Raw genomic sequence first — 19,907 nt, 5'->3', positions numbered from 1 at the left:
TATAAGCTTTAAGCATCATATCTTATATTGTTTTTACAATACTTATAGTTTTTGTAAAAGTAGATTTGGAATGTTATACCCGGATAGTACGCCTTTCATCTCCCACCAGTCGCTATGCTCCGAGGAAGGAGACTTCACGGCTTAGAGTTAAAATAGATACTATAGATTCGGGCATATCACAACCACATGTTGCCAAAAAGCTGGAGAAGACATAAACTGTTATTCCTGAAAAACAATAACCCCATCAACAAACACACCCACCTGCTCATACTCCATTTCTGATGTTAAATGAAAAATACATGTTTATGCAGTCCTTTTATGGACACGGCCTGAGGGGAGATATTTAAAACCAGGATAACTGTATCTTTCATTAGTTTGTTTTGCGTTTTTATTGTGTTTGTTGACTAAACTTCGTACTTTTTAATACTTAATAAATATATCTACCATACAATATATCATCATAATGATGGAGAACACTAATTAATTAAGAAAACAATTAGACTATCAGAAAATAGCGATACACTATCAAAAAGCAACTACCTAGTAGGAAAACAGCTTCTTAGATGATAATACTTATATGTTTGTATACCTATTGGATACCTGATAATCAAAAAGAGATCATAAATACAGGCTGTAAGAATAAGGATCTAAAATAAGGAAAAAGTATCAGGGGAAATAATATGGAAAAAATTAATGAAACAATGAGCGTATATCAGATATTAAGTAAATATCCCTTTTTACTGAAAATATTCAAGCAGCATGGAATGGAAAAGTTTGAGAAAAAGGATGTTCTTGAGCAACTTGGACCTTTGCTGAAATTGAAAACTGCCCTGTCAGTGGTGTCAGTAAATAAGGATTCTTTTATTGAGCTTTTGAATCAGGCTATTGCAGACAATGAAGCAAGAGGAGATTTCACCCTTGCAGATTCCCCTGAAAGACAAAAAGAGCTCACACTTCTTGCTCTCTTACCCTGTGGTATGAAGATGCCCTTTAACCGTGCACTCAATGATTTTTCAACTGAATACACAAAGCGAACAGGTAATGTGCTTCATTCCCTCGTAGAAGGTAATGTCAATCACGAGATTTCTTATTATGCTTACATGGACGCAGTTACATCTATCGAGGAAATGCCTGACATTGTTATTAGTTCTGACATAAACAGTTTCTACCACAAGTCATTCAGAGACAATTTCCTCAACAGTGACAATTTCGTGAGTCTTAGCCCATCACCAATGAACAGTGATTTTGAAGCAATTGATTTTGCTGATCCCCGTGGACAGTTTACCATGATCTCAGGAAATCTTCTTGTGCTGGTTACAATTAATGAACTCATGGAAGGTCATCCAAAACCAGAGTCATGGGAAGATATCCTGAAAGAAGAATTCAAGAACAAGGTTGCCATGCGTGGACAAAATGGATTCTTCTGTAATGGAGTTTTGCTTCCATTCTACCAGATGTACGGTACAGAAGGAATAAAGAAACTGGCATCCTCTGTTTATATGGGACTTCATCCATCCCAGATGGTGAAAATGGTAGACAGCAAGAAGGATGATGTACCTCCAATGTATATCATGCCTTATTTCTTTGCCATGAAAATACAGGATAAGTCCAGAGTTTCAATTACTGTGCCAAAAGAAGGTGCGATTCTAAGTCCTGTGCAAATGCTGGTAAAAAAGGAAGCAACTGAAAGAGTAAAGGAAATTACGGATTTCCTCTGCGGAAAGAAGTTCGGTGAGATCGCTGCCAAAGCATACTTCCCAACTACAAACCCTGAAGTCAAGAATAAAATGGATGATTTGGGTTCACTTTACTGGCTTGGATGGGATTTCCTGCTGAACAATGATATTGGTGCACTCAAAAAGGAGATAGCTGAGGTGTTCAACAAGCAGTTCATGACAACCGGAGGCGTTGTTTGAGACTTGTTACTGTAGCAGGTCCCCCATCATCAGGAAAAACCAGCATAATTGTCAAGACAATTGAAGATCTCAGAACTAAAGGTTTCACAGTTGGCGTTGTAAAATTTGATTGTCTCTCGGCACAGGACGAAGAGCTTTATTCAGCTTACAGCATCCCTGTCAGGACCGGACTTTCCGGTGGACTCTGTCCTGATCACTTTTTTGTGAGCAATATTGAAGAAGCTATAAAATGGGCTGAAGACCGGAAATTCGACTTCCTGATAACAGAGAGTGCAGGCCTCTGCAACCGTTGTTCGCCATATATCAAGGAAGTACTGGCAATCTGTGTAATTGACAACCTAAGCGGTGTCAATACACCTAAAAAGATAGGTCCGATGCTCAAATTTGCAGACATCGTTGTCATAACCAAAGGCGATATTGTATCACAGGCAGAGCGTGAGGTCTTTGCATACAGAGTGAGACAGGTAAACCCGGGAGGAATGATAATTCACATCAACGGAGTTACAGGGCAGGGCAGTTTTTACCTTGCAAAACAAGTTGAGAAAAGCGGTTCGGTTGATACTCTCCAAGGAGCAACACTCAGATTTACCATGCCTGGAGCTTTGTGCTCTTACTGTCTTGGTGAGAGAAAGATAGGTGATGACAGGCAGATAGGCGTTTCAAAACTGGTCAATTTCAGAGGAGATGACTGAATGAGAACCACTCTTCTTAACATGACGATAGATAAGCTTGTGGAGATGATGCCCTGGATAAAGGATTATTTCTCTTCATTTGGAATTGAGCCTGCGGAGATTGGTAACCTAAAACTGGAAGAGTTGGGTTCAACACCTGGCGAGGATTATTTTACAGAAAAAGGAACCAGTTTTCATGATTTTATTGACGGTTTCTTCATGTTTATCGAGCAAATCAAAGCCCTCCAGCAGGATAGTGGATTTTCCATCAATTCCCTGACTATTCTACCCGGACGGAACAAAAATGGTGAAAAAGAGGCTTTTTTAGTTGAACTGAAAAAGGGAAAAGTGACAGCAATTGTCGGTCCAACTGGATCTGGTAAATCTCGCCTGCTGGGAGATATTGAGTCCCTGGCGCAGGAAGACACACCTACAGGCCGCAGGATATTGGTAGAAGGTCGCTCGCCCAGTGATGAAGAACGCTTCTCAACCGAAGGACGCTTTATAGCACAGCTTTCCCAGAACATGAATTTCGTCATGGACCTTAGTGTTGAGGATTTCCTGACTCTGCATGCAGAGAGCCGTATGGTTGATGAGATTAACCATATTGTCCAGAAGATATACGATACTGCAAATGTGCTTGCCGGAGAGCCGTTCAGCCGGGAAACTCCTGTTACACAACTCTCAGGAGGACAATCAAGAGCCCTTATGATAGCAGATACGGCACTTCTAAGCCCTGCATCCGTTGTCCTGATAGATGAAATAGAAAATGCCGGAGTCGACAAGGTAAAGTCCCTGGAACTTCTGGTCAGCAATAACAAGATCGTTCTTATCAGCACACACGACCCACTTCTGGCCCTGTCGGCAGACCAACGTATTGTAATCAAGAACGGAGGTATCTCGAAACTCCTGAAGACCACAGATGATGAGAAAAAGCATCTTGCCGGTCTTGAGAAGATCGACAGGAAAATCACACTTATGAGAGATCAGTTAAGAACTGGAGAAGAGATTGATTTGAGTGATCTACTGATGTAGTTTACTAATAGTAATGTAGCTACGATAATGAAGATAGTTGATTAGAGCTAAAAATGAAATTAATTAGTCCTCTCTTTTTTAATCTTTCTGTTTGTGATACAGTCTCGTGAACTACCTCCCATTAAAATGAGAGGCTTCTTGCTTCTTCCCCCTGACCATTGTCAGTAAGTCCACAAGCTCTTCCCGCAGTTCCTGCGGTGTTTAAGTTATTCAAAGCAATGTTCTTTATGTTGAAACTCGCATTAAGGTCTCTATCATGCAATGTTTTACATGAAGGACATTCCCATTCTCTGTCATTAAGAGTAAGATCATCCTTCTTGTATCCACAGATATTACACAACTTTGATGATGCTTCAAATCTACCTATTTTTATAATGGTTTTTCCATACCACTCTGCTTTGTAGATAAGTTTCCTGATGAACTCAGACCATCCAACATCACTGATGGACTGAGCAAGACAATGATTATTTACCATTCCTCTGACATTCAAATCTTCAATGCAGATAGCTTGATTTTCGCTAATTATCTTCATGGAGATTTTATGCTGAAAGTCATTTCTCTGGTTCGCTACTAATTGATGTTGTTTTGCCAATTTTGCAATTGCTTTTCTTCTGTTCCTGGAACCTTTTTGTTTCCTGCTAACTGCTCTCTGCAGTTTCTTTAATTTCATAAGAGAGTTTTTCAGGAATCTAGGATTCTCAATGACTTCTCCGGATGACAAAACAGCAAAGGATTTAATTCCTATATCAATTCCTACTGTTGTATTCTCATCAAACTCAACTAATTCTGGTTCAGGAACATGGTCATCTATCAATATGCTTGCATGATATCTTCCAGCTGATGTCCGGGAAACAGTTAATGTCTTAAGAATATCGAACTTCTTGTTGAGTTTTTGGTCAAGGATTATCTCACCATTAACTTCTTTTGTAACAAGTTCATTCTCAACGAATTCCTTATCTAAGAAATCCCTATGAAGAACTATCTTCATCCATCCTATTTTTGGCAGGTAGATCTGTGATGTGGAAAGATTGATCTGGTAGTTCTGAGGAACCTGGAATGAAAATTTATTGTTCTTTTTATTCTTTCTTGTAGGATAAGCTCCATTACCTTCAAAGAAGTTCTTGAATCCAATTAACAAGTTTCTGTTGGCATGTTGCAAGGATTGTGAATTCAAGTCCTTTAACCACGGGTGAAGTTCTTTAAGAGAAGTCAAGTTGTTGTTCAAATCAACTTCACTAACGTTAATCTTGAACTTAGAATACATCAGATTTTTGATGAAAAGTGACCGGTTGTATACAAATCGAACACTACCAAAATGTTGTTCTAACAAAGTTATTTGTTCTTTGTCAGGGTAAATTCGATATCTATATCCTTTTTTCATCTTAATCACTATCTAGGAGAGTTTTTCATAGAAAGTTGTATACTTACATCGAATATATGCTTTTTTTGTTGTTGTAGACGCAATTCATCCACCGGTTAAAACCGGTGGTCTTCTTGCTCCTTGCAGATAAATAAAGAACCTATGCATATGTAAAGTGCCCCTAATGCAACAAATACAGTATTTTTACCAATTCCTGCAGCTATAAAAAAGAATATTGCTGCCACATACCATAAGATTGCTGCAATTGAATAAGACTTCTTTTTCATGTTAATTACTCTCTTCTTGATAATACTCTATAAAATCATTTACTATATAATATTAACAGGGAATAAGTGTGAGAAAATGGCACATTCGTTGTTCCTATCTATCAGATAAATATAAGTGCAGCCTCTCACCATACTAATAATTGTTCAAATCTTTTTGAAACAGCCATATTTCAAGGCAAAAACATGGACAACACCAGAGATACAAGTTCATGCTGCCCTCCTGACAGCAAAGCGGATACAGGCCAGTTTATCCAGATGATAGGTCTGGGTAAAAGCAGCCCTGCACCAGAAATTCGTAAAACTACAAGCTTAATCACCTTTAACAACAGGCTTGACCATTTCCTTGCTCGCTGGGGAGTGAGCAGGATGGGACACAAAGTAGAACCGGGAATCTATAAACTTGGAAATCCTGATGCAGATTCTCCGGTATTCGTTTCTGCCAATTACACACTCAGTTTTGATGCACTTCGCAGTTCACTGGCTGGTATTAACGGTTACATCCTCGTCATTGACACAAAAGGAATTAACGTCTGGTGTGCTGCAGGAAAAGGAACATTCGGCACCGATGAGATAGTATATCGTGTCAGGTGGTCAGGACTTGCAAAACTAGTCAATCATCGTAACATTATATTACCGCAGCTTGGAGCACCGGGTGTTTCTGCACACGAAATCAAACGCAGGTCTGGGTTTAAAGTTGAATACGGACCAGTACGTGCAAACGACTTGCCTGAATATCTCAAGAACCATGCTTCAACACCTGAAATGAGAAGGGTCAGGTTCTCTTTTAGAGACCGACTGGTACTGACACCTATAGAATTCATCCATGTGATAAAACCAACATTGATAGCTGCAATAATTCTCTACCTGCTATCAGGTCCTTTTGCAGCACTCCTTGCGATCGTAACAGCACTTGCAGGAACAGTATTGTTCCCTGTTTTGCTTCCTTACCTTCCGGCACAGGATCTCAGCATCAAGGGAATTGTCTTTGGGTGGGTGATAGCTTTGCCATTTGGAATAATCCTTGCAGTAAACACTAACATGACACTCTGGAAAGAAATACTCTCACTAATGGCTATGTTCCTGATAGTACCGGCAGTGACAGGCTATCTGGCCCTCAACTTCACAGGCTGTACGACATACACATCGAGAACCGGTGTTAAGAAAGAGATATTCAGGTACGTGCCTTACATGGCACTGAAAGCAGGAACCGGATTGCTATGCCTGCTTATTCTGGCAATTGTAAACCTGAAGGAGATGATCTAATGTTCAACTCATACAAAGAGAACACACTTCAGTACTACCCTGAGAAATGTATAAACTGTCTTTTGTGTACAAACGTCTGCCCTCATGGAGTTTTCACCAAAGGGGAAAAGCATGTAGAACTTAAAAAGCCGGAGTTATGCATGGAATGTGGAGCATGTGCCGGTAATTGTCCTGTTCAAGCTATTGAAGTACAGAGTGGAGTAGGATGTGCGTGGGCAATGATCAGTGCAGCCCTCAAGGGAAAGGATATGGACAGCGAAGCATGTTGCTGTGGCGAAGATGGATGTTGCCAATGAGACTATCGTAGTTGTTATTATCAAAAATAAAAAATAAAAGTAAAAACACCACCATACGCAACCCTTTTATACAAACAAACCCATGATAGAGTGCTTTAAAATAAGACTGTTATTCGCTAAACGTATTGACATTAGATGGCATTTACTTTGACTGTAGATTTCTATTTTGCATTATGTTTTCAGCTTAGTTCAGGTATTTTAGGCTTTATATAAAAAGGACGTGAATTTTAAATGTTCAACAGAGAAGAATCAACAGCACCAGTAGAGGCCGGCGAGACATACGACGTAACAATTGAAGACATCGCAAGAGAAGGCGACGGAATCGCAAGAGTAAGCGGTTTTGTAATCTTCGTACCAGGTACATCCGTAGGCGATGAAGTAAACATCAAGATCACAAAAGTACTTAGAAAGTTCGCTTTCGCAGAAGTTGCTGAATAAGCAACTTTCTTTTTTAATGAAATATCAACAGTATTTCATCTTTTGATCTTATTATCATATTCTCATTATTCAATTCAAATTAGTCATTTGAATTGGAAATTTAAAAAGGATTTTTTTCAAATAGCAAAACCAGTTATTTGAAAAACATTAAGAAGAGAGTATAAATAAACAGAAAATATTGAAAAATACTATAACTTAAAGATTAAAACCAATTAAAAGATGAATAATAATTCATCTATTTAAGGTATCCTTTTTTCTCCAGCCAGTTAACCTGTGGTCTGGTGTACTTCCAGATAACATCTGCTTTCTCGTCCTGAATCTCCCAGGGAGTAGCAATAACAATGTCACCTTCACGAACCCACATTCTCTTCTTCTTTGAACCGGGGATTCTTCCCATACGGACGACACCATCCATACACTGCAACCTTACCCTGTTTGCTCCAAGTAAACTTGAAACTGTTGCAAGAACCTCACCATTATCTTTACGTGGAGTCCTGACTCTGACAACTTCACCATCAGTGTTTCCCCCACTTGCGTTACTTTTCCTTTTCTTACTTCTATAATTAGCCAGATTAATACCTCGGTGTGAACTGTTTTTATTCTTACTTTATTCAAATACAAGACATTAATGACAAATGCTGTCAAGATTACACAACATCAAAAACATCCCAGTCAAATAAAACAAGCATAACATTACCTGTTACTGAAAAATAATACAATATTAACAGTTTTTAACAGGTGCTTAATTATCAATATTTACTAAACAGAGTCATAGTATATAATATGAACTGTACGATATAATATTGTATGGGAATAGGTCCCAACAATATTATCAGTACATATAGCTCATTATACGTAACCCTTATAGAATAATTACCTGTTCTCAGCAAGCATGATCTTAACAAGACCAGCTGCAATGTCCATACTGGTACAATCCTCATCTAGCATTTTTTCCACCCAGTGGACATATTTGCCCAGGTGACCCTCATCAATGGTTTCCTTAACCCTGGTTGCAAGCATGCCTGCCTTGATCTCCTCGGCATCGCTTCTGGTAGGAACCCTCTTGCACTTTACTTTGGTCTTAGTGTACTTCTGGATGTTCTTGATCTTGTATATCTCCCTTGCAGTGACAAAAGTAAGTGCTTTCCCCTGCCTACCTGCACGACCAGTTCTTCCGATCCTGTGGACGTATGATTCTTCGTCCTGTGGCATATCAAAATTGAAAACAACTTCGATATTCTCCACATCGATACCACGTGCAGCCACATCTGTTGCAACAAGTGTTTCGATCTCACCTTTCCTGAAGCTAGCCATTACTTTTTCTCTCTGGGTTTGCTTCATATCACCGTGAAGACCATCTGCAAGATAACCTCTGGCCTTTAGAGTGGTAACAAGGTCATCAACCATCTTTTTGGTATTACAAAATACAAGAGATGATTTCACATCATAGATATCTATCATTCTGCAAAGAACATCAGGCTTCATGTGATGCTTGACCTCGAAATAGGACTGTTCCATGTTTGGCGCAGTAACTACCTTATGTATTGTCTTCACATGCGTCGGATTCTGTTGATACTGCTTTGTCAGTCTCAGAATTGGCTTTGGCATTGTAGCAGAAAAAAAGATCGTCTGCCTTGTCTCAGGAACACTACTAAGTATTGTTTCAATATCTTCCCTGAAACCCATATCCAGCATTTCATCTGCTTCATCGAGCACGATCATGTCTACGCCGTTAAGCTTCAGTGTCTTTCTCTCAATGTGATCCATAACCCTTCCAGGAGTACCGATAACTATCTGGACACCTTTTCTAAGAGCCTTGATCTGTCTGTCTATATTCTGTCCGCCATAAACCGGAAGTATCTTTACATTTAGATACTTGGCAAGTTTTCCCATCTCTTCTGCAACCTGGTTTGCAAGTTCCCTTGTAGGACAGAGGACAAGAGCCTGTGTCTTCTTGCTGTTCGGATTTACCATTTCAAGAGCAGGAATACCGAAAGCTGCTGTTTTTCCTGTACCGGTCTGAGCCTGCCCAATGACATCCCTGCCTTCCATAATAAAAGGTATTGCCTGAGACTGAATAGGAGTTGGTTCCTCAAAACCGAGTTCTTCAATTGCTTTTTCAAGATTTCGTGATAAGTGAAGGTCTTTGAAAGTTGATGATTCCATATTAATAATTCCTGTGATGATACGGCCTTATGCAAAACACAGGATGAGATTTATATCATCACAACGGTTTCCAATTTGGCCATGATTCAAAATTGAGTCTATAATCGTTCCAAATTGTTTTGGTAAAGCAAAACAAAAAAGGTCAGTGCTTTGTTAATGGCAACAATGGAATTAAGCTTGTCGGTAAATTTGACATACAAATCATTAAAAATCAGGGATTAAAATACTGATTCTTACTTTTAAAAATAGGATGTCAGGAGATTTAAACCTCCTGACATAAAATAAATCACTCTTTTATTCCAGGCTCATCCGAGATAATACTTAAAGAAGCTTTCTACTGTTACTGTTGTCACATCCGTATCAGTATTTCCGGCATTGTCCATTACGGTTAATGTTACTGTGTACACTCCTGTCTTAGTATATGTATGGAAAGCAGTTGCACCAACTGCAGCGCTACCATCTCCGAAGTCCCAGGTGTATGCCATTATAGTTCCGTCGGGATCATAGGAACTTGTTCCTGTTAATTTTATTTTTTTACCAACTCTTATTGTATATGGACCATTTGCATCTGCAACAGGTGGAAAGTCTGAAGGAAGAACTTCAATTGTCAAAACCATTGTATCATCCAGATAACCATCGGTTACTGTTACTTCAACAGAATGCTCACCTACCTGAGTGGCATCGGGAGTCCATACCAAATTGCCGGTAGACCCATCAAAAGTTGCACCTTCCGGAAGTGAAGTAGCTGTGAAAGCCAGTAAATCGTCATCAGAATCTGTTGCCTGTATTGTCAGATCCAGCAGGTTATTTTCAGTAACCTGTAATAATCCAGGATTAGACAATACTGGTTTTGTGTCCACCAGAATAGTTGCCGGATTTGAAACAAATTCAATAGGATTTGAAGAGGTATCACTCATTATCACATTTGCAAGACCAATATCAAAGAAGCCGGTCTCTTCTCCTGCAGCAACAGTCATTTGAGCAACTGTGCCAGCTTCAGTGGCTGACATATTTCCAAGAACTGCAGAATATACTGTTCCTGATGAGGTTGATGACGGAGTATTCTTTAATTCAAAAGCCACAGACGCTCCTGATTGAGAGAAGATATCCCCTTCAGTGACACTAAGCATAGTATAATCCGAAGATGGAAGTGATATATCAAACTGCACACCTGATACAGGTATTAACGGATCAATGTCTATATCAATGGTGAAAGTGCTTCCCGGTTCAACTTGATAACTCGAAGGTATAACACTTATTTCGCTAACATACAAATCAGTTGAACTGCTATCCTCTGCCAGTACAGGTAAAATAAGTACTGTCATTAATGCAAGTGTTGTAAATAAATGAAATCGTTTTGAAAAATCCATAAGGGCACCTATATGATGATACTTTTGTTTGTGCTTATTAGTGTAATGAACATGAAATACAGATTCATGTACACAAAAATCTTCATATGATTAAGTAAAAAACATTAGCAACATAAAGAAAATTAGAATCATGAATATATCAAAGGCTTTACAGGGGGAAGTGATAGGTACTTGCCATAAAATGAAGGTTGTGGAGTTGGAGGTAGAATTGATGGCGTTGTGACCCTTTTTCTGTAAAGCCTATGATCTTTAATTGTTGAGTTAATTGTGAAATGATAATTGTGAAATTTTTCGTTTTTGAAATGAAAGGAAAGAAGTTTTCCGAAGAAAACTTCTTAAATCTAAATTTAGAGAGCGTAGTTCTCTGGCTTGAATACTGGAACTTCCTTCTTGAATCTGTCCATGCACTCGCTGAGGAATGTTTCGGATTCTGAGGTGATTGCGTCGAGTTCCTTGGTTGCTTTTTCAAGTGCACCGAGTTCGAACTTTGTCATCTCAAGACCTTCGGAGTTGTTCAGTGTGTCACAGCATGCTACTGCAGCGTTCTTTGCACGGAGGAAGATGTCTTCTCCGTCCTTTACGATTGCCTCACCGACTGCGTATGCGTTGTCGTATGCAAGGACGTATGCCTGTGGGTCTCTGAATCTGTCGGAAGCCATGAGGAGGTCTCTGAGGATCTTCTCGTTTCCTGACTTAAGAGCTGTGTTCATAAGAGCACAGTCGTAGTTGAGGGACTCGGACCAGCACTGTACTGTTGTACCGCCGAATTCACCGTGGTATTCAACGGACTCGTTTGACCAGAGGTCACAGCACTGCATGATAAGGTTACCCATGACATCGGAGTGTGCACAGGTGGATGTCTTACCTTCAAAAGCCATTGGCATACCGGAGATTGCCTTTACGATGATGTTCTCGTATCCACAGTCCTTTCCTGGACCTACTGCGCCAGCTTCGTATGCTGCGAGTGATCTTGGAGCGGAGATTGCTCTTGCGAGGATTGCAAGGGTGTGTGCAAGGTTCTTGTCAAGGAGACCACCTGCAATGAACATTGCAGTGTTTGCCTGTGCACAGTCTGTGTCACCAGCGGAGACAACGCCCTTCTTCTGTGCTACGCTTGAGATTTCCTGCCAGAGGTAGTCCATATCCATGGTACCGAGGCAACCAATTGCGTAGAGCATACCTGGAACGTCGTTCCTGAGTACTGCGTAGTCGAAGATTTCCTTTCCACCCATTGATTCGATGGAGAGAAGGTCTGCACCGCTTTCTGCAATCTGTTCGAAGGACTCCATGACGACGTCCATCTTGCCGCCTCTGAGTTCCATGAACTCTTTGTGTTCTCTGATGTCACCAGGGGTGTGTCTCAGTGCACATTTGATTCCGTATTCTTCATGGTACTCTTCCATGATGGTCTTCTGTGCGTGTGCTACAGCAGCTCCCCATGATGGGTTGTTGGTCATCTGCTGTACGTGTTCTGTCTCAAGTACTACGGATGGGAAACCGACCTGGACCATTCTTGCCATGATGTCTTTTGTGATTCTCTGGTACTCGCTTATGAGTTTCTCCATGGACTCACCGGCTTCTGGCCTTGGTGCGTAGTTTACTTCTGCGGTTGTGTATCCTGCTCCGATCTCAAGATCAAGACCTGCTTTTACAGGTTTCTTTGCGTTTCCGAAGACCATTTCATCTGCTTCGGAGTATGCCATTGTTGTGAATCTGTTAATTGCCATTTTTAATCACCTTAGTGGTTGTGGAATTTCTCTCTCAGTGCTGCTACGTCTGCGCCTGCAAGGATAGCTTCAGCCATCTTTGGTGCATCTGCTGCTTCTTCTCCGTATACACCAAGTGAGTAGGTTGATACGAAGTCCTGGTTTACTGCTCCGCCACCACATGCGAATGGCATTGTGATTCCGCTCTCGACAAGAAGGTCGTTAACTTCCTTGAATGCATACATGGTTGTTGTCATGAGTGCAGTTCCGGTCATCATGATTGGCTCGTGTTCTTTTACAGCTGCAAGTGCTTCTGCGGATGGTACATCTCTTCCGAGGTCGATAACTTCATAGCCGTTTGCCCTGAGGAGAGCTGCTACGATTGACTTACCGATGTCGTGTACGTCACCCTCTGCGACCATACAGATAACCTTGCCCTTCTGGACAGGTGCTTCGTCGGACTGGCCCTTACAGAACTCGATACCTTCGAGCATTGCATCTGCTGACATCATTACGTTTGGAAGGAAAATTACGCCCTGGTCGTAAAGGTCTGTTACTACCTTCATACCTACCATAAGTGCATCGTCGATGAGTGCGATTGGGTCCCTGCCTGCTTCGATAGCTGCCTCGAGACCTTCGATAACATCATCTTCTTCACCCTCAAAGATCGCTTCTGCGATTGGCATGTATAACTCATCTTTTGGATAGAGTTCTGCTGCCGCCTCTTCAGGGGTCATTGATTTTTCCATTTTAACGTTGTATCTGATAAGGATACCTTCTTTGTCTACTATTAACATTCTATACCTCCTTCAATTTGGATAGTCTAGTTTTTTGAGCTTTGGGTCAAGCTCAATCCAATCTACACAAAAAGGTTCTTTTGAACCTCAAAATATGCACTTTTTTAATCATATATAAACGTTTCAATGGTAAGTTGCTCATATATAAAACTAACTAAGTCGAGTATATGGTTGCGTGATAAGCATACACGAATAAACAGGTTATAGGTAATGTTTTTTGCCATACACAGATATTCAATACATACATAGCTACAAAATATAGGCAAATGTTTATGTATAATGAACCTACGATAAAATCGAAAAAACAAGTATAAAAAGAAATGTGCATGAAAATATATATGTTAGTGAAATTCAAGAAAAAACGATAAAATATCAAGCCGATTGATGCTTTTTTAATTATGAAATAAATATTACTTGATTTATTATAAATTAAACACCCGATACATATATATATAACTATTAAGCGAGTTTTGGAGTTGAAAAAAAGGATTTAAGAAATGTAACCGACAAAAAACTGATTTGAAAAATGAATATGAATATCCAGATTAAAATAAATTAAAAAATATGTTATTGGTGTGATTGTTCCTGATTAATTGAACAAAAAAAGAGATTTCAACCAATAGATTTATATTATACCTTTTCACGGGAGACGCATATCGTTATTGGATTATCATTCAGTTGACCCATTGAACAGTACATCTCAATGGATATAAGTTCACCAGTAACAGACTCAAAAGGAATTGTGCAGACCTTTGCACTGCCTTCTAATATAGATTTAATTTCTGCTGCAGCTTCAAGGAGCACTTTCTGTGGATAAAGATTGATAAGATTCATTCCAATAAGCTCATTTTTGGAATATCCAAGCCTTGTAAATGCATGAGAATTTGCATAAAGAATGCAACCATCAGTATCAAGCATAAAGACCATGTCTTCCATAACATCAAAAATAAACTGAAGGTTTCTAATATTATTCTGAACATCTGCCTGCTCACGCATGCGCCCTATCACAGGACCTATTTGAGATGCCACAGTCTCAAGGGAATCCCTTACTTCAAAAGGAACAGAATAAACACTATGGGATGATAGCATAAGTATTGCCACAAGCTCCATACCGTATCTTATTGGAATTAAGGCGGTTGCTTCCAGTCCCTCATAACTTTGTTTTTCCCCGGGAATCATGGAAGTTAGCTCATAATATCTGGTATAAAGAGGATATTCTGTCTTCAGTAAGCGTGCATGGATAGATTTTCCTGCATAATGTCTTGCGCTCTTAACGAACTCAGCCGAAAGACCGGAATGAGCAACTATATTCATGTCACCTGTTTCCCCATCTACAAGATAGAGAGCACCGCAGTCCAGATTATCCATCTGGGTGGTAAACTCCACAAGCTGAGAGAACATATCACCCACATCCCCTAGCGGACTGAATAGCATTCCAACATCATTACCTATCTGCATGAAGTTCTTCACATTCTTACGCTCAGTAATATCGACAATAATACCCTGGATGTACTGGAGCTTACCTTCTGCATCACGTTTCAGAACTGATCTTTCGTCTACCCAGCGCACCTCACCTGCTTTTGTAAGTATGCGATACTCGAATGAAAGGTTCTCCTCACCTGAAAAGATATCATACTCCATAGTAAGCCTTTCAACATCAGAAGGATGAATAATATCACCATAAAGTATCTTGCCTGACATCATATCCTCTGCCTGGTAACCAAACTGGGATATGTTCTCGGAAACGAATTCCACTTTCCAGTCCTCATCCGGTTTCCAGAAAAAGACAATAGCAGGACTGCTCTTGATTACCGTTTCAAGAACTTTCTGCACCTCAATAAGTTCAAGGAGTTCCTTTTCTTTTTCTTTCTGATCAGTTATGTCCCTGATAATTGCCATTATAGCAGGCGCACCTTCATGATCGATAATTGAAGAGTTAATCTCAGCGGGAGTGTTGCCACCCCTCTTTGAAACAAGTTCTATCTCATATTTCAGTGAAGAATTGCGTTTCTTTTCAAGGCTCTTCCTGAATTTATTAATGACCATTCGTTTATATTCCAATGAAAGGAAATCCTCAAAAGGACTGAGAAGTATTTCAGTCTTGGAAAAACCGGTGATCTCACAAAACTTCATATTGGCAAAAACAAGTATTCCATTCTGAACAATAATAATACCATCATTACCTTCCTCTACCAGAGAGGAATATTTCTTTTCCGAGGCTTTAAGCTCAGCCTCAGCCTGTTTTCTCTCAGAGATATCCCTGACAGTCATCATAACAGAAGGCTTTTCCTCATGCAGAATATAAGCCAGACTGATTTCTGCAGGGAATATCCCGTCAGCTTTTGTCAGGAATTCAAGTTCATCATTCCTACGGATGCTGTGTTTATCTTTCAGGACCTTTTTGATACGCTTTATTATCATACGCCTGTAATCTACCGGCACAAGATCTGTGAATGTTTTACCAGTTAATTCCATTCGTGAATAGCCAGTCAGTTCTGAGAATTTGGAATTTGCAAACTTGAAGGACAGGTCATGGAGAATAATTATACCATCATTTCCTTTTTCAACAAGAGTGGAGTATTTTTCCTCAGAAGCTTTTAGTTCTGCTTCAGCACGTTTTCTCTCAGAGATGTCCCTGACAGTCACCATCACAGAAGGCTGCTGTTCATGTACTATATAGGAAAGACTAATCTCAGCAGAAAATGTTCCACCACCTGCTTTGGTGAATTTAACCTCATCATTTCGCCTGATACTGCGCATGTCCTTAAGGACTTTCTTGAGACGGATACCTATCATGCGATGATAGTCCAAAGGAATAAAATCCAGAAGAGTGCCACCTAAAAGTTCGTTTTCTTCAATCCCTGCCATCTGGGAAAATTTTGAGTTTGCGAAAATAAGTTCCCCTTCTCTGTTTACAACAAGAATACCATCATTTCCTTTTTCAATAAGAGTTGAATACTTTTCTTCTGATGCCCGAAGTTTTGCTTCGGCCATTTTCTGAGGAGTTATATCTTCTATTGAAACCAGAATCAGCCTCTTCCGGTCCATACCCGTATCAAGGAGGCGGGCAGTAAGCTTCAGCGTGCGTTTTCCAAGGCCATCTATGCTACAGACAACTTCTATCGAATCAAAGAAATACTCTTCCTGAAAAGCTCTATCAAAAAAAGAACTCAATTCATCTTTGTTTGCATCATTTAAAGTTAAAAAATGCTTTCCTTCAGTATTTTCAGGTTTCAATTTGAATAGTTCGTAGAAATACTGGTTAGCAGCAAAAACATGAAATGAACTATCAAGAATTAAAAGGGGGTTCTGTATACCGTCAACTATGCTTTTGCAATAGTTTTTTTCTTTATCAGTATCAAACTTAAAACTCCTTTTCACAGATATTATCCCATGATAAAGGCAACCATCATCTACGGAAAGGTTAATTGTTCTTTCACTGACTTCACAAATTTTACCATCAGCAGATTTCAATCTATAATCTGCAACAAAAAATGGATTATTATCATCTTTAGCATACCGGGTATACTTATGCCTTACAACTTCAATGTCAGATGGATGAATAAGATCCATAAAACTAATTTTTCCGGAAACAAAATCATCAGGATGATAGCCTAAAAGAGAGATGTTTTCAGAAACTGAAATAACACGCTTTCTATCAGACCCTTTCCAGAGAAAAGAGAGAATAGCATCAGAGATTTGGCAATTAGTATTCCCATTCAGTAAAGAATACTTATTTTCCTGTGTTTTTTCAGAGCTGATAATGTAATCCCCCGCGCTGCGTGATTTGTTCTCTTACGACATTAGAGCTGATAGTATTTTATTTACAAATATAAACTCAATATGTACATATGTTATTATAATCTGCAAAGGCTTCTTTCTCATATTTCACTTAAATAGAGGAAAAAAGGAGATGTTAAATACATGAAGATGAAAAACGTAAATTGGCTCTCATCTGAATGCTATACTTCCTTCAATCCAATCTACACAAGAGGGATCGTCTTTGGATGTGAGCCACCTATTTTCATTGTATAACCATGCATTAATAGTTTCAATGTACATGAAATTGTTCCCTTAGCTCCTCTATGCTTTTGTTCTTGAGAATAGAATCTGCAATTTTAGGTACCAGTGCCGCATCTTCACAATATATACCAAGTTCATAATTCATAACAAAATCCTGAGTCACAGCCCCTCCTCCGCATATAAGAGGGATTATAATATCATTTTCAAGAAGCCGGTTGTTAAGTTCCATGAAAGAATACATCGTAGTTGTCATTAAGGAAGTGCCCGTAATCATTATTGGTCTGTATTTTAGCACGGCACTGATCACTTCATCAGTAGGTACATCACTTCCAAGATCAATTACTTCGTAACCATTGGATTTCAAAAGCACGGTCAATATCTTCTTACCGATATCATGAATATCACCTTCCACAACATAGGAAACTACAGTTCCCTTGCATTCATGACTCTTACCGGATATCTGCTTACAGTATTCAATACCATCTGTCATTGCATGTGATGAAATCATCACGTCCGGAAGGAACAAGTGCCCATCATCATATAAGAGGGATACTATATCCATACCCACCATAAGAGCATCATCGATAAGTGATATAGGATCTTTACCTTCTTTTACGGCTTCTTTGAGGGTGACTATAACTTCATCCTCATCACCTTCAAAAACTGCTTCAACTATGTTCCTTAATAAAATGTCTTTTGGGAATAGTTCTCTTGCTATTTCATCAGGAGTTAAGTCAGATTCTAACTTAACATTATACCTGACAAGAATACCCGTTGGGTCTATATCTAGCATTGAACCTCCTATGCTTTTTCGTTTTTAAGCAATATATGCCATTTACAGCTTTTGAGCCACTGTATGACAGATTATGTATATACATTATTCTAATGGCTACTTTAAGTGCAAGTCTGATATGTAAAGTTTACGTCTAGGAAATGAGAAATAAAATTTTAACCTTCGCTTTTTCAGAAATTGAAATCAATATTATTTGTCATTATTTGATTAATTAACATATTTTTATAGTAGGTCTTCCTGTGCACATCTGCACTTTTAATGTATTCACTAAAGGAAATTAATTTATAAGTACCTTTAAAAGTACATGTTTTTTACGAATGTTATTTTTGAAATAGCCTATACCATCAATCTACTTATTTTCTTCAGTTGCATCCTCCCATAGCCCAAAGAGATTTCCTTCTGTATCAAGACAAATAGCAAGAGCTCCCCACCCAGGAACCGGCATTTTGTTCAGAACCTTGCCACCGGCCTGTTCGATTTTAGACGCATATTTCTCAATAGAATCAACACCAATATATGCAGATATCCTCTGATCCGGTTCTCCACGAAGTCCCAACCCACCACGAATACCTTCATTTCCATCAAGGTCTCTGGTACTGAATAGATAGTAATCCATATCCTTTGATGGCTTCTCAAAGGTCCATTCAAAAATATCAGAATAGAACTTTCTGGCTCTTTCTACATTATCCGTTGGTATATCTATATGAATAAATGCTGGCATATTTAAACCCCCATTTAAAATTGTCTTCCTGATTATTAACATCTTTGTCGAGGCATCAAAACCACACCTGCCGAATGCTTTATAGCCTATAGAACTATTTCCAGTCTATGAGTCAGGGTTCTAAAAAAGCATATTTTGAACTAATAACTGGCTCGGTTATGTTCGGACTTCTTGGAGTTTTTGTAGATTACCTGAAAGCTGTCCCCACAGGACCCATGGTATTTTACAAACAGCTTTTTGGTTTGCTTTCGTTACTTATCTTTATCATATTAACCGGAAAGCTATCTCAAATTGTACCACGCAGGAAAAAAAAGTATATTCTGCTCCTTGGGTTTATCAATACATGTACTATCTTTTCGTACTTTACCTGTATCAAATATACTAGCTTTTCAGTTGCAATATTGATGTTGTACACAGCACCTATGTATGTTACTCTTCTTTCACCTCTAGTATTAAAAGAAAAGATCACAAGAAAAAGCCTGGTTGCACTGATACTATCACTAACCGGTCTTCTCTTTATCGTAGATTTAGGAAACGTTATCACAGGACTTAGTTTGGGAATAAGCATGGGTAACGGTTACTTAATAGGAATTGCCGCAGGAATCCTGTCTGGTTTTTCATTTGGTAGTGAAATAGTAACTATAAGATACATCAAGGATGATTACTCTAGTGTTGCCCTGCTTTTCTGGTATACTTTTATCGGGGTGATCCTATTGATTCCATTGTCATGCGGTGCCCCTAATCCGGTTATCATAGACAATATGCCAATGCTGATTTTCTTTGGTATTATTAACACAGCCCTGGCGGCAGTTCTTTATGTTAGCGGTATTTCCCAGATAGAAGCACAGAAGGGAAGCATACTTGCGTTACTTGAACCGGTTAGTGGTATATTTTTTGATTACACCATTGTTCATACACCGCTACTTATGGATACAGTCATAGGATGCATTTTCATTCTCTTTGGAGCTTACATCGCAGTGATGGAAAAAAGCCCGAAGATATTCGGGAAATATTTTAAAGTACAGGTATGAAAAAGAGAAGCTATTTTCTTTTTCTCTGACATAT

At 39.2% G+C, this 19,907-nt stretch carries 17 protein-coding genes; 7 read left to right on the top strand and 10 right to left on the bottom strand.

What is annotated here, in order from left to right; translation table 11 throughout:
- The first annotated feature begins 680 nt into the window (after nt 1-680).
- The 3 genes from FKV42_RS00440 to FKV42_RS00430 are packed head-to-tail and all read left to right on the top strand — an operon-like array spanning nt 681 to nt 3,622.
- Nucleotides 681-1,916, top strand: coding sequence for an ABC transporter substrate-binding protein (locus FKV42_RS00440; protein WP_154808282.1), 1,236 nt, complete (start codon nt 681-683; stop codon nt 1,914-1,916).
- Nucleotides 1,913-2,608 (top strand): GTP-binding protein, encoded by a 696-nt coding sequence (locus tag FKV42_RS00435; RefSeq protein ID WP_154808281.1) that lies wholly within the window; start codon nt 1,913-1,915, stop codon nt 2,606-2,608. Before FKV42_RS00440 ends, FKV42_RS00435 begins: the two co-directional genes overlap by 4 nt.
- Nucleotides 2,609-3,622, top strand: coding sequence for an ATP-binding cassette domain-containing protein (locus FKV42_RS00430; RefSeq protein ID WP_154808280.1), 1,014 nt, complete (start codon nt 2,609-2,611; stop codon nt 3,620-3,622). It abuts the gene before it with no gap.
- Between the two features lie 121 nt (nt 3,623-3,743).
- Here the strand turns inward: FKV42_RS00430 and FKV42_RS00425 are convergent, their stop codons facing one another.
- Together FKV42_RS00425 and FKV42_RS00420 are read right to left on the bottom strand one after the other, a co-directional pair.
- Nucleotides 3,744-5,003: an RNA-guided endonuclease TnpB family protein gene (locus FKV42_RS00425; protein ID WP_154808279.1), complete on the bottom strand. Its 1,260-nt coding sequence runs from the start codon at nt 5,001-5,003 to the stop codon at nt 3,744-3,746.
- Between the two features lie 95 nt (nt 5,004-5,098).
- Nucleotides 5,099-5,269, bottom strand: a complete 171-nt coding sequence (locus FKV42_RS00420; RefSeq protein WP_154808278.1) for a hypothetical protein — start codon at nt 5,267-5,269, stop codon at nt 5,099-5,101.
- A 183-nt stretch (nt 5,270-5,452) separates the two neighbouring features.
- Here FKV42_RS00420 and hgcA point away from each other — a divergent pair, with 183 nt between their 5' ends.
- The 3 genes from hgcA to FKV42_RS00405 all read left to right on the top strand — a co-directional run bounded on the left by hgcA (nt 5,453) and on the right by FKV42_RS00405 (nt 7,266).
- Nucleotides 5,453-6,532, top strand: coding sequence for a mercury methylation corrinoid protein HgcA (gene hgcA / locus FKV42_RS00415; protein WP_154808277.1), 1,080 nt, complete (start codon nt 5,453-5,455; stop codon nt 6,530-6,532).
- Nucleotides 6,532-6,828, top strand: coding sequence for a mercury methylation ferredoxin HgcB (gene hgcB, locus FKV42_RS00410; protein WP_154808276.1), 297 nt, complete (start codon nt 6,532-6,534; stop codon nt 6,826-6,828). Before hgcA ends, hgcB begins: the two co-directional genes overlap by 1 nt.
- A gap of 231 nt (nt 6,829-7,059) precedes the next feature.
- Nucleotides 7,060-7,266 carry a TRAM domain-containing protein gene (locus FKV42_RS00405; RefSeq protein ID WP_154808275.1) on the top strand — a complete coding sequence of 69 codons (207 nt, stop codon included), beginning with the start codon at nt 7,060-7,062 and terminating at the stop codon, nt 7,264-7,266.
- Nucleotides 7,267-7,501: 235 nt separating this feature from the next.
- On the opposite strand, the gene eif1A is transcribed toward FKV42_RS00405, so the two are convergent.
- The 8 genes from eif1A to FKV42_RS00365 all read right to left on the bottom strand — a co-directional run bounded on the left by eif1A (nt 7,502) and on the right by FKV42_RS00365 (nt 18,842).
- On the bottom strand, nt 7,502-7,837 hold the full coding sequence (eif1A, locus tag FKV42_RS00400) for a translation initiation factor eIF-1A (protein WP_154808274.1): 336 nt from the start codon (nt 7,835-7,837) through the stop codon (nt 7,502-7,504).
- Between the two features lie 302 nt (nt 7,838-8,139).
- A complete protein-coding gene (locus tag FKV42_RS00395; protein ID WP_154808273.1) occupies nt 8,140-9,432 on the bottom strand; it encodes a DEAD/DEAH box helicase in 1,293 nt (430 codons plus the stop codon).
- A gap of 305 nt (nt 9,433-9,737) precedes the next feature.
- Nucleotides 9,738-10,757, bottom strand: a complete 1,020-nt coding sequence (locus tag FKV42_RS00390; protein ID WP_196213994.1) for a PKD domain-containing protein — start codon at nt 10,755-10,757, stop codon at nt 9,738-9,740.
- 392 nt (nt 10,758-11,149) lie between these two features.
- A complete protein-coding gene (gene mtaB / locus FKV42_RS00385) occupies nt 11,150-12,529 on the bottom strand; it encodes a methanol--corrinoid protein co-methyltransferase MtaB (protein WP_154808271.1) in 1,380 nt (459 codons plus the stop codon).
- A gap of 11 nt (nt 12,530-12,540) precedes the next feature.
- Complete coding sequence (mtaC, locus tag FKV42_RS00380) at nt 12,541-13,305, bottom strand: methanol--corrinoid protein MtaC (protein ID WP_154808270.1); 765 nt, start codon at nt 13,303-13,305, stop codon at nt 12,541-12,543.
- 630 nt (nt 13,306-13,935) lie between these two features.
- Nucleotides 13,936-16,950, bottom strand: a complete 3,015-nt coding sequence (locus FKV42_RS00375; protein WP_268865957.1) for a PAS domain S-box protein — start codon at nt 16,948-16,950, stop codon at nt 13,936-13,938.
- A 406-nt stretch (nt 16,951-17,356) separates the two neighbouring features.
- Nucleotides 17,357-18,121: a methanol--corrinoid protein MtaC gene (gene mtaC, locus FKV42_RS00370; RefSeq protein WP_154808268.1), complete on the bottom strand. Its 765-nt coding sequence runs from the start codon at nt 18,119-18,121 to the stop codon at nt 17,357-17,359.
- A 349-nt stretch (nt 18,122-18,470) separates the two neighbouring features.
- Nucleotides 18,471-18,842 carry a VOC family protein gene (locus FKV42_RS00365; RefSeq protein ID WP_154808267.1) on the bottom strand — a complete coding sequence of 124 codons (372 nt, stop codon included), beginning with the start codon at nt 18,840-18,842 and terminating at the stop codon, nt 18,471-18,473.
- A gap of 107 nt (nt 18,843-18,949) precedes the next feature.
- Between FKV42_RS00365 and FKV42_RS00360 the strand changes: the two genes are divergently transcribed.
- On the top strand, nt 18,950-19,873 hold the full coding sequence (locus FKV42_RS00360) for a DMT family transporter (protein ID WP_154808266.1): 924 nt from the start codon (nt 18,950-18,952) through the stop codon (nt 19,871-19,873).
- Nucleotides 19,874-19,907: the final 34 nt, after the last annotated feature.

Source organism: Methanolobus vulcani (assembly GCF_006546655.1).
GTDB lineage: Archaea > Halobacteriota > Methanosarcinia > Methanosarcinales > Methanosarcinaceae > Methanolobus > Methanolobus vulcani_A.
Note: the sequence above shows the minus strand (reverse complement) of the source record. Positions and strands in the feature narration are given on the sequence as shown.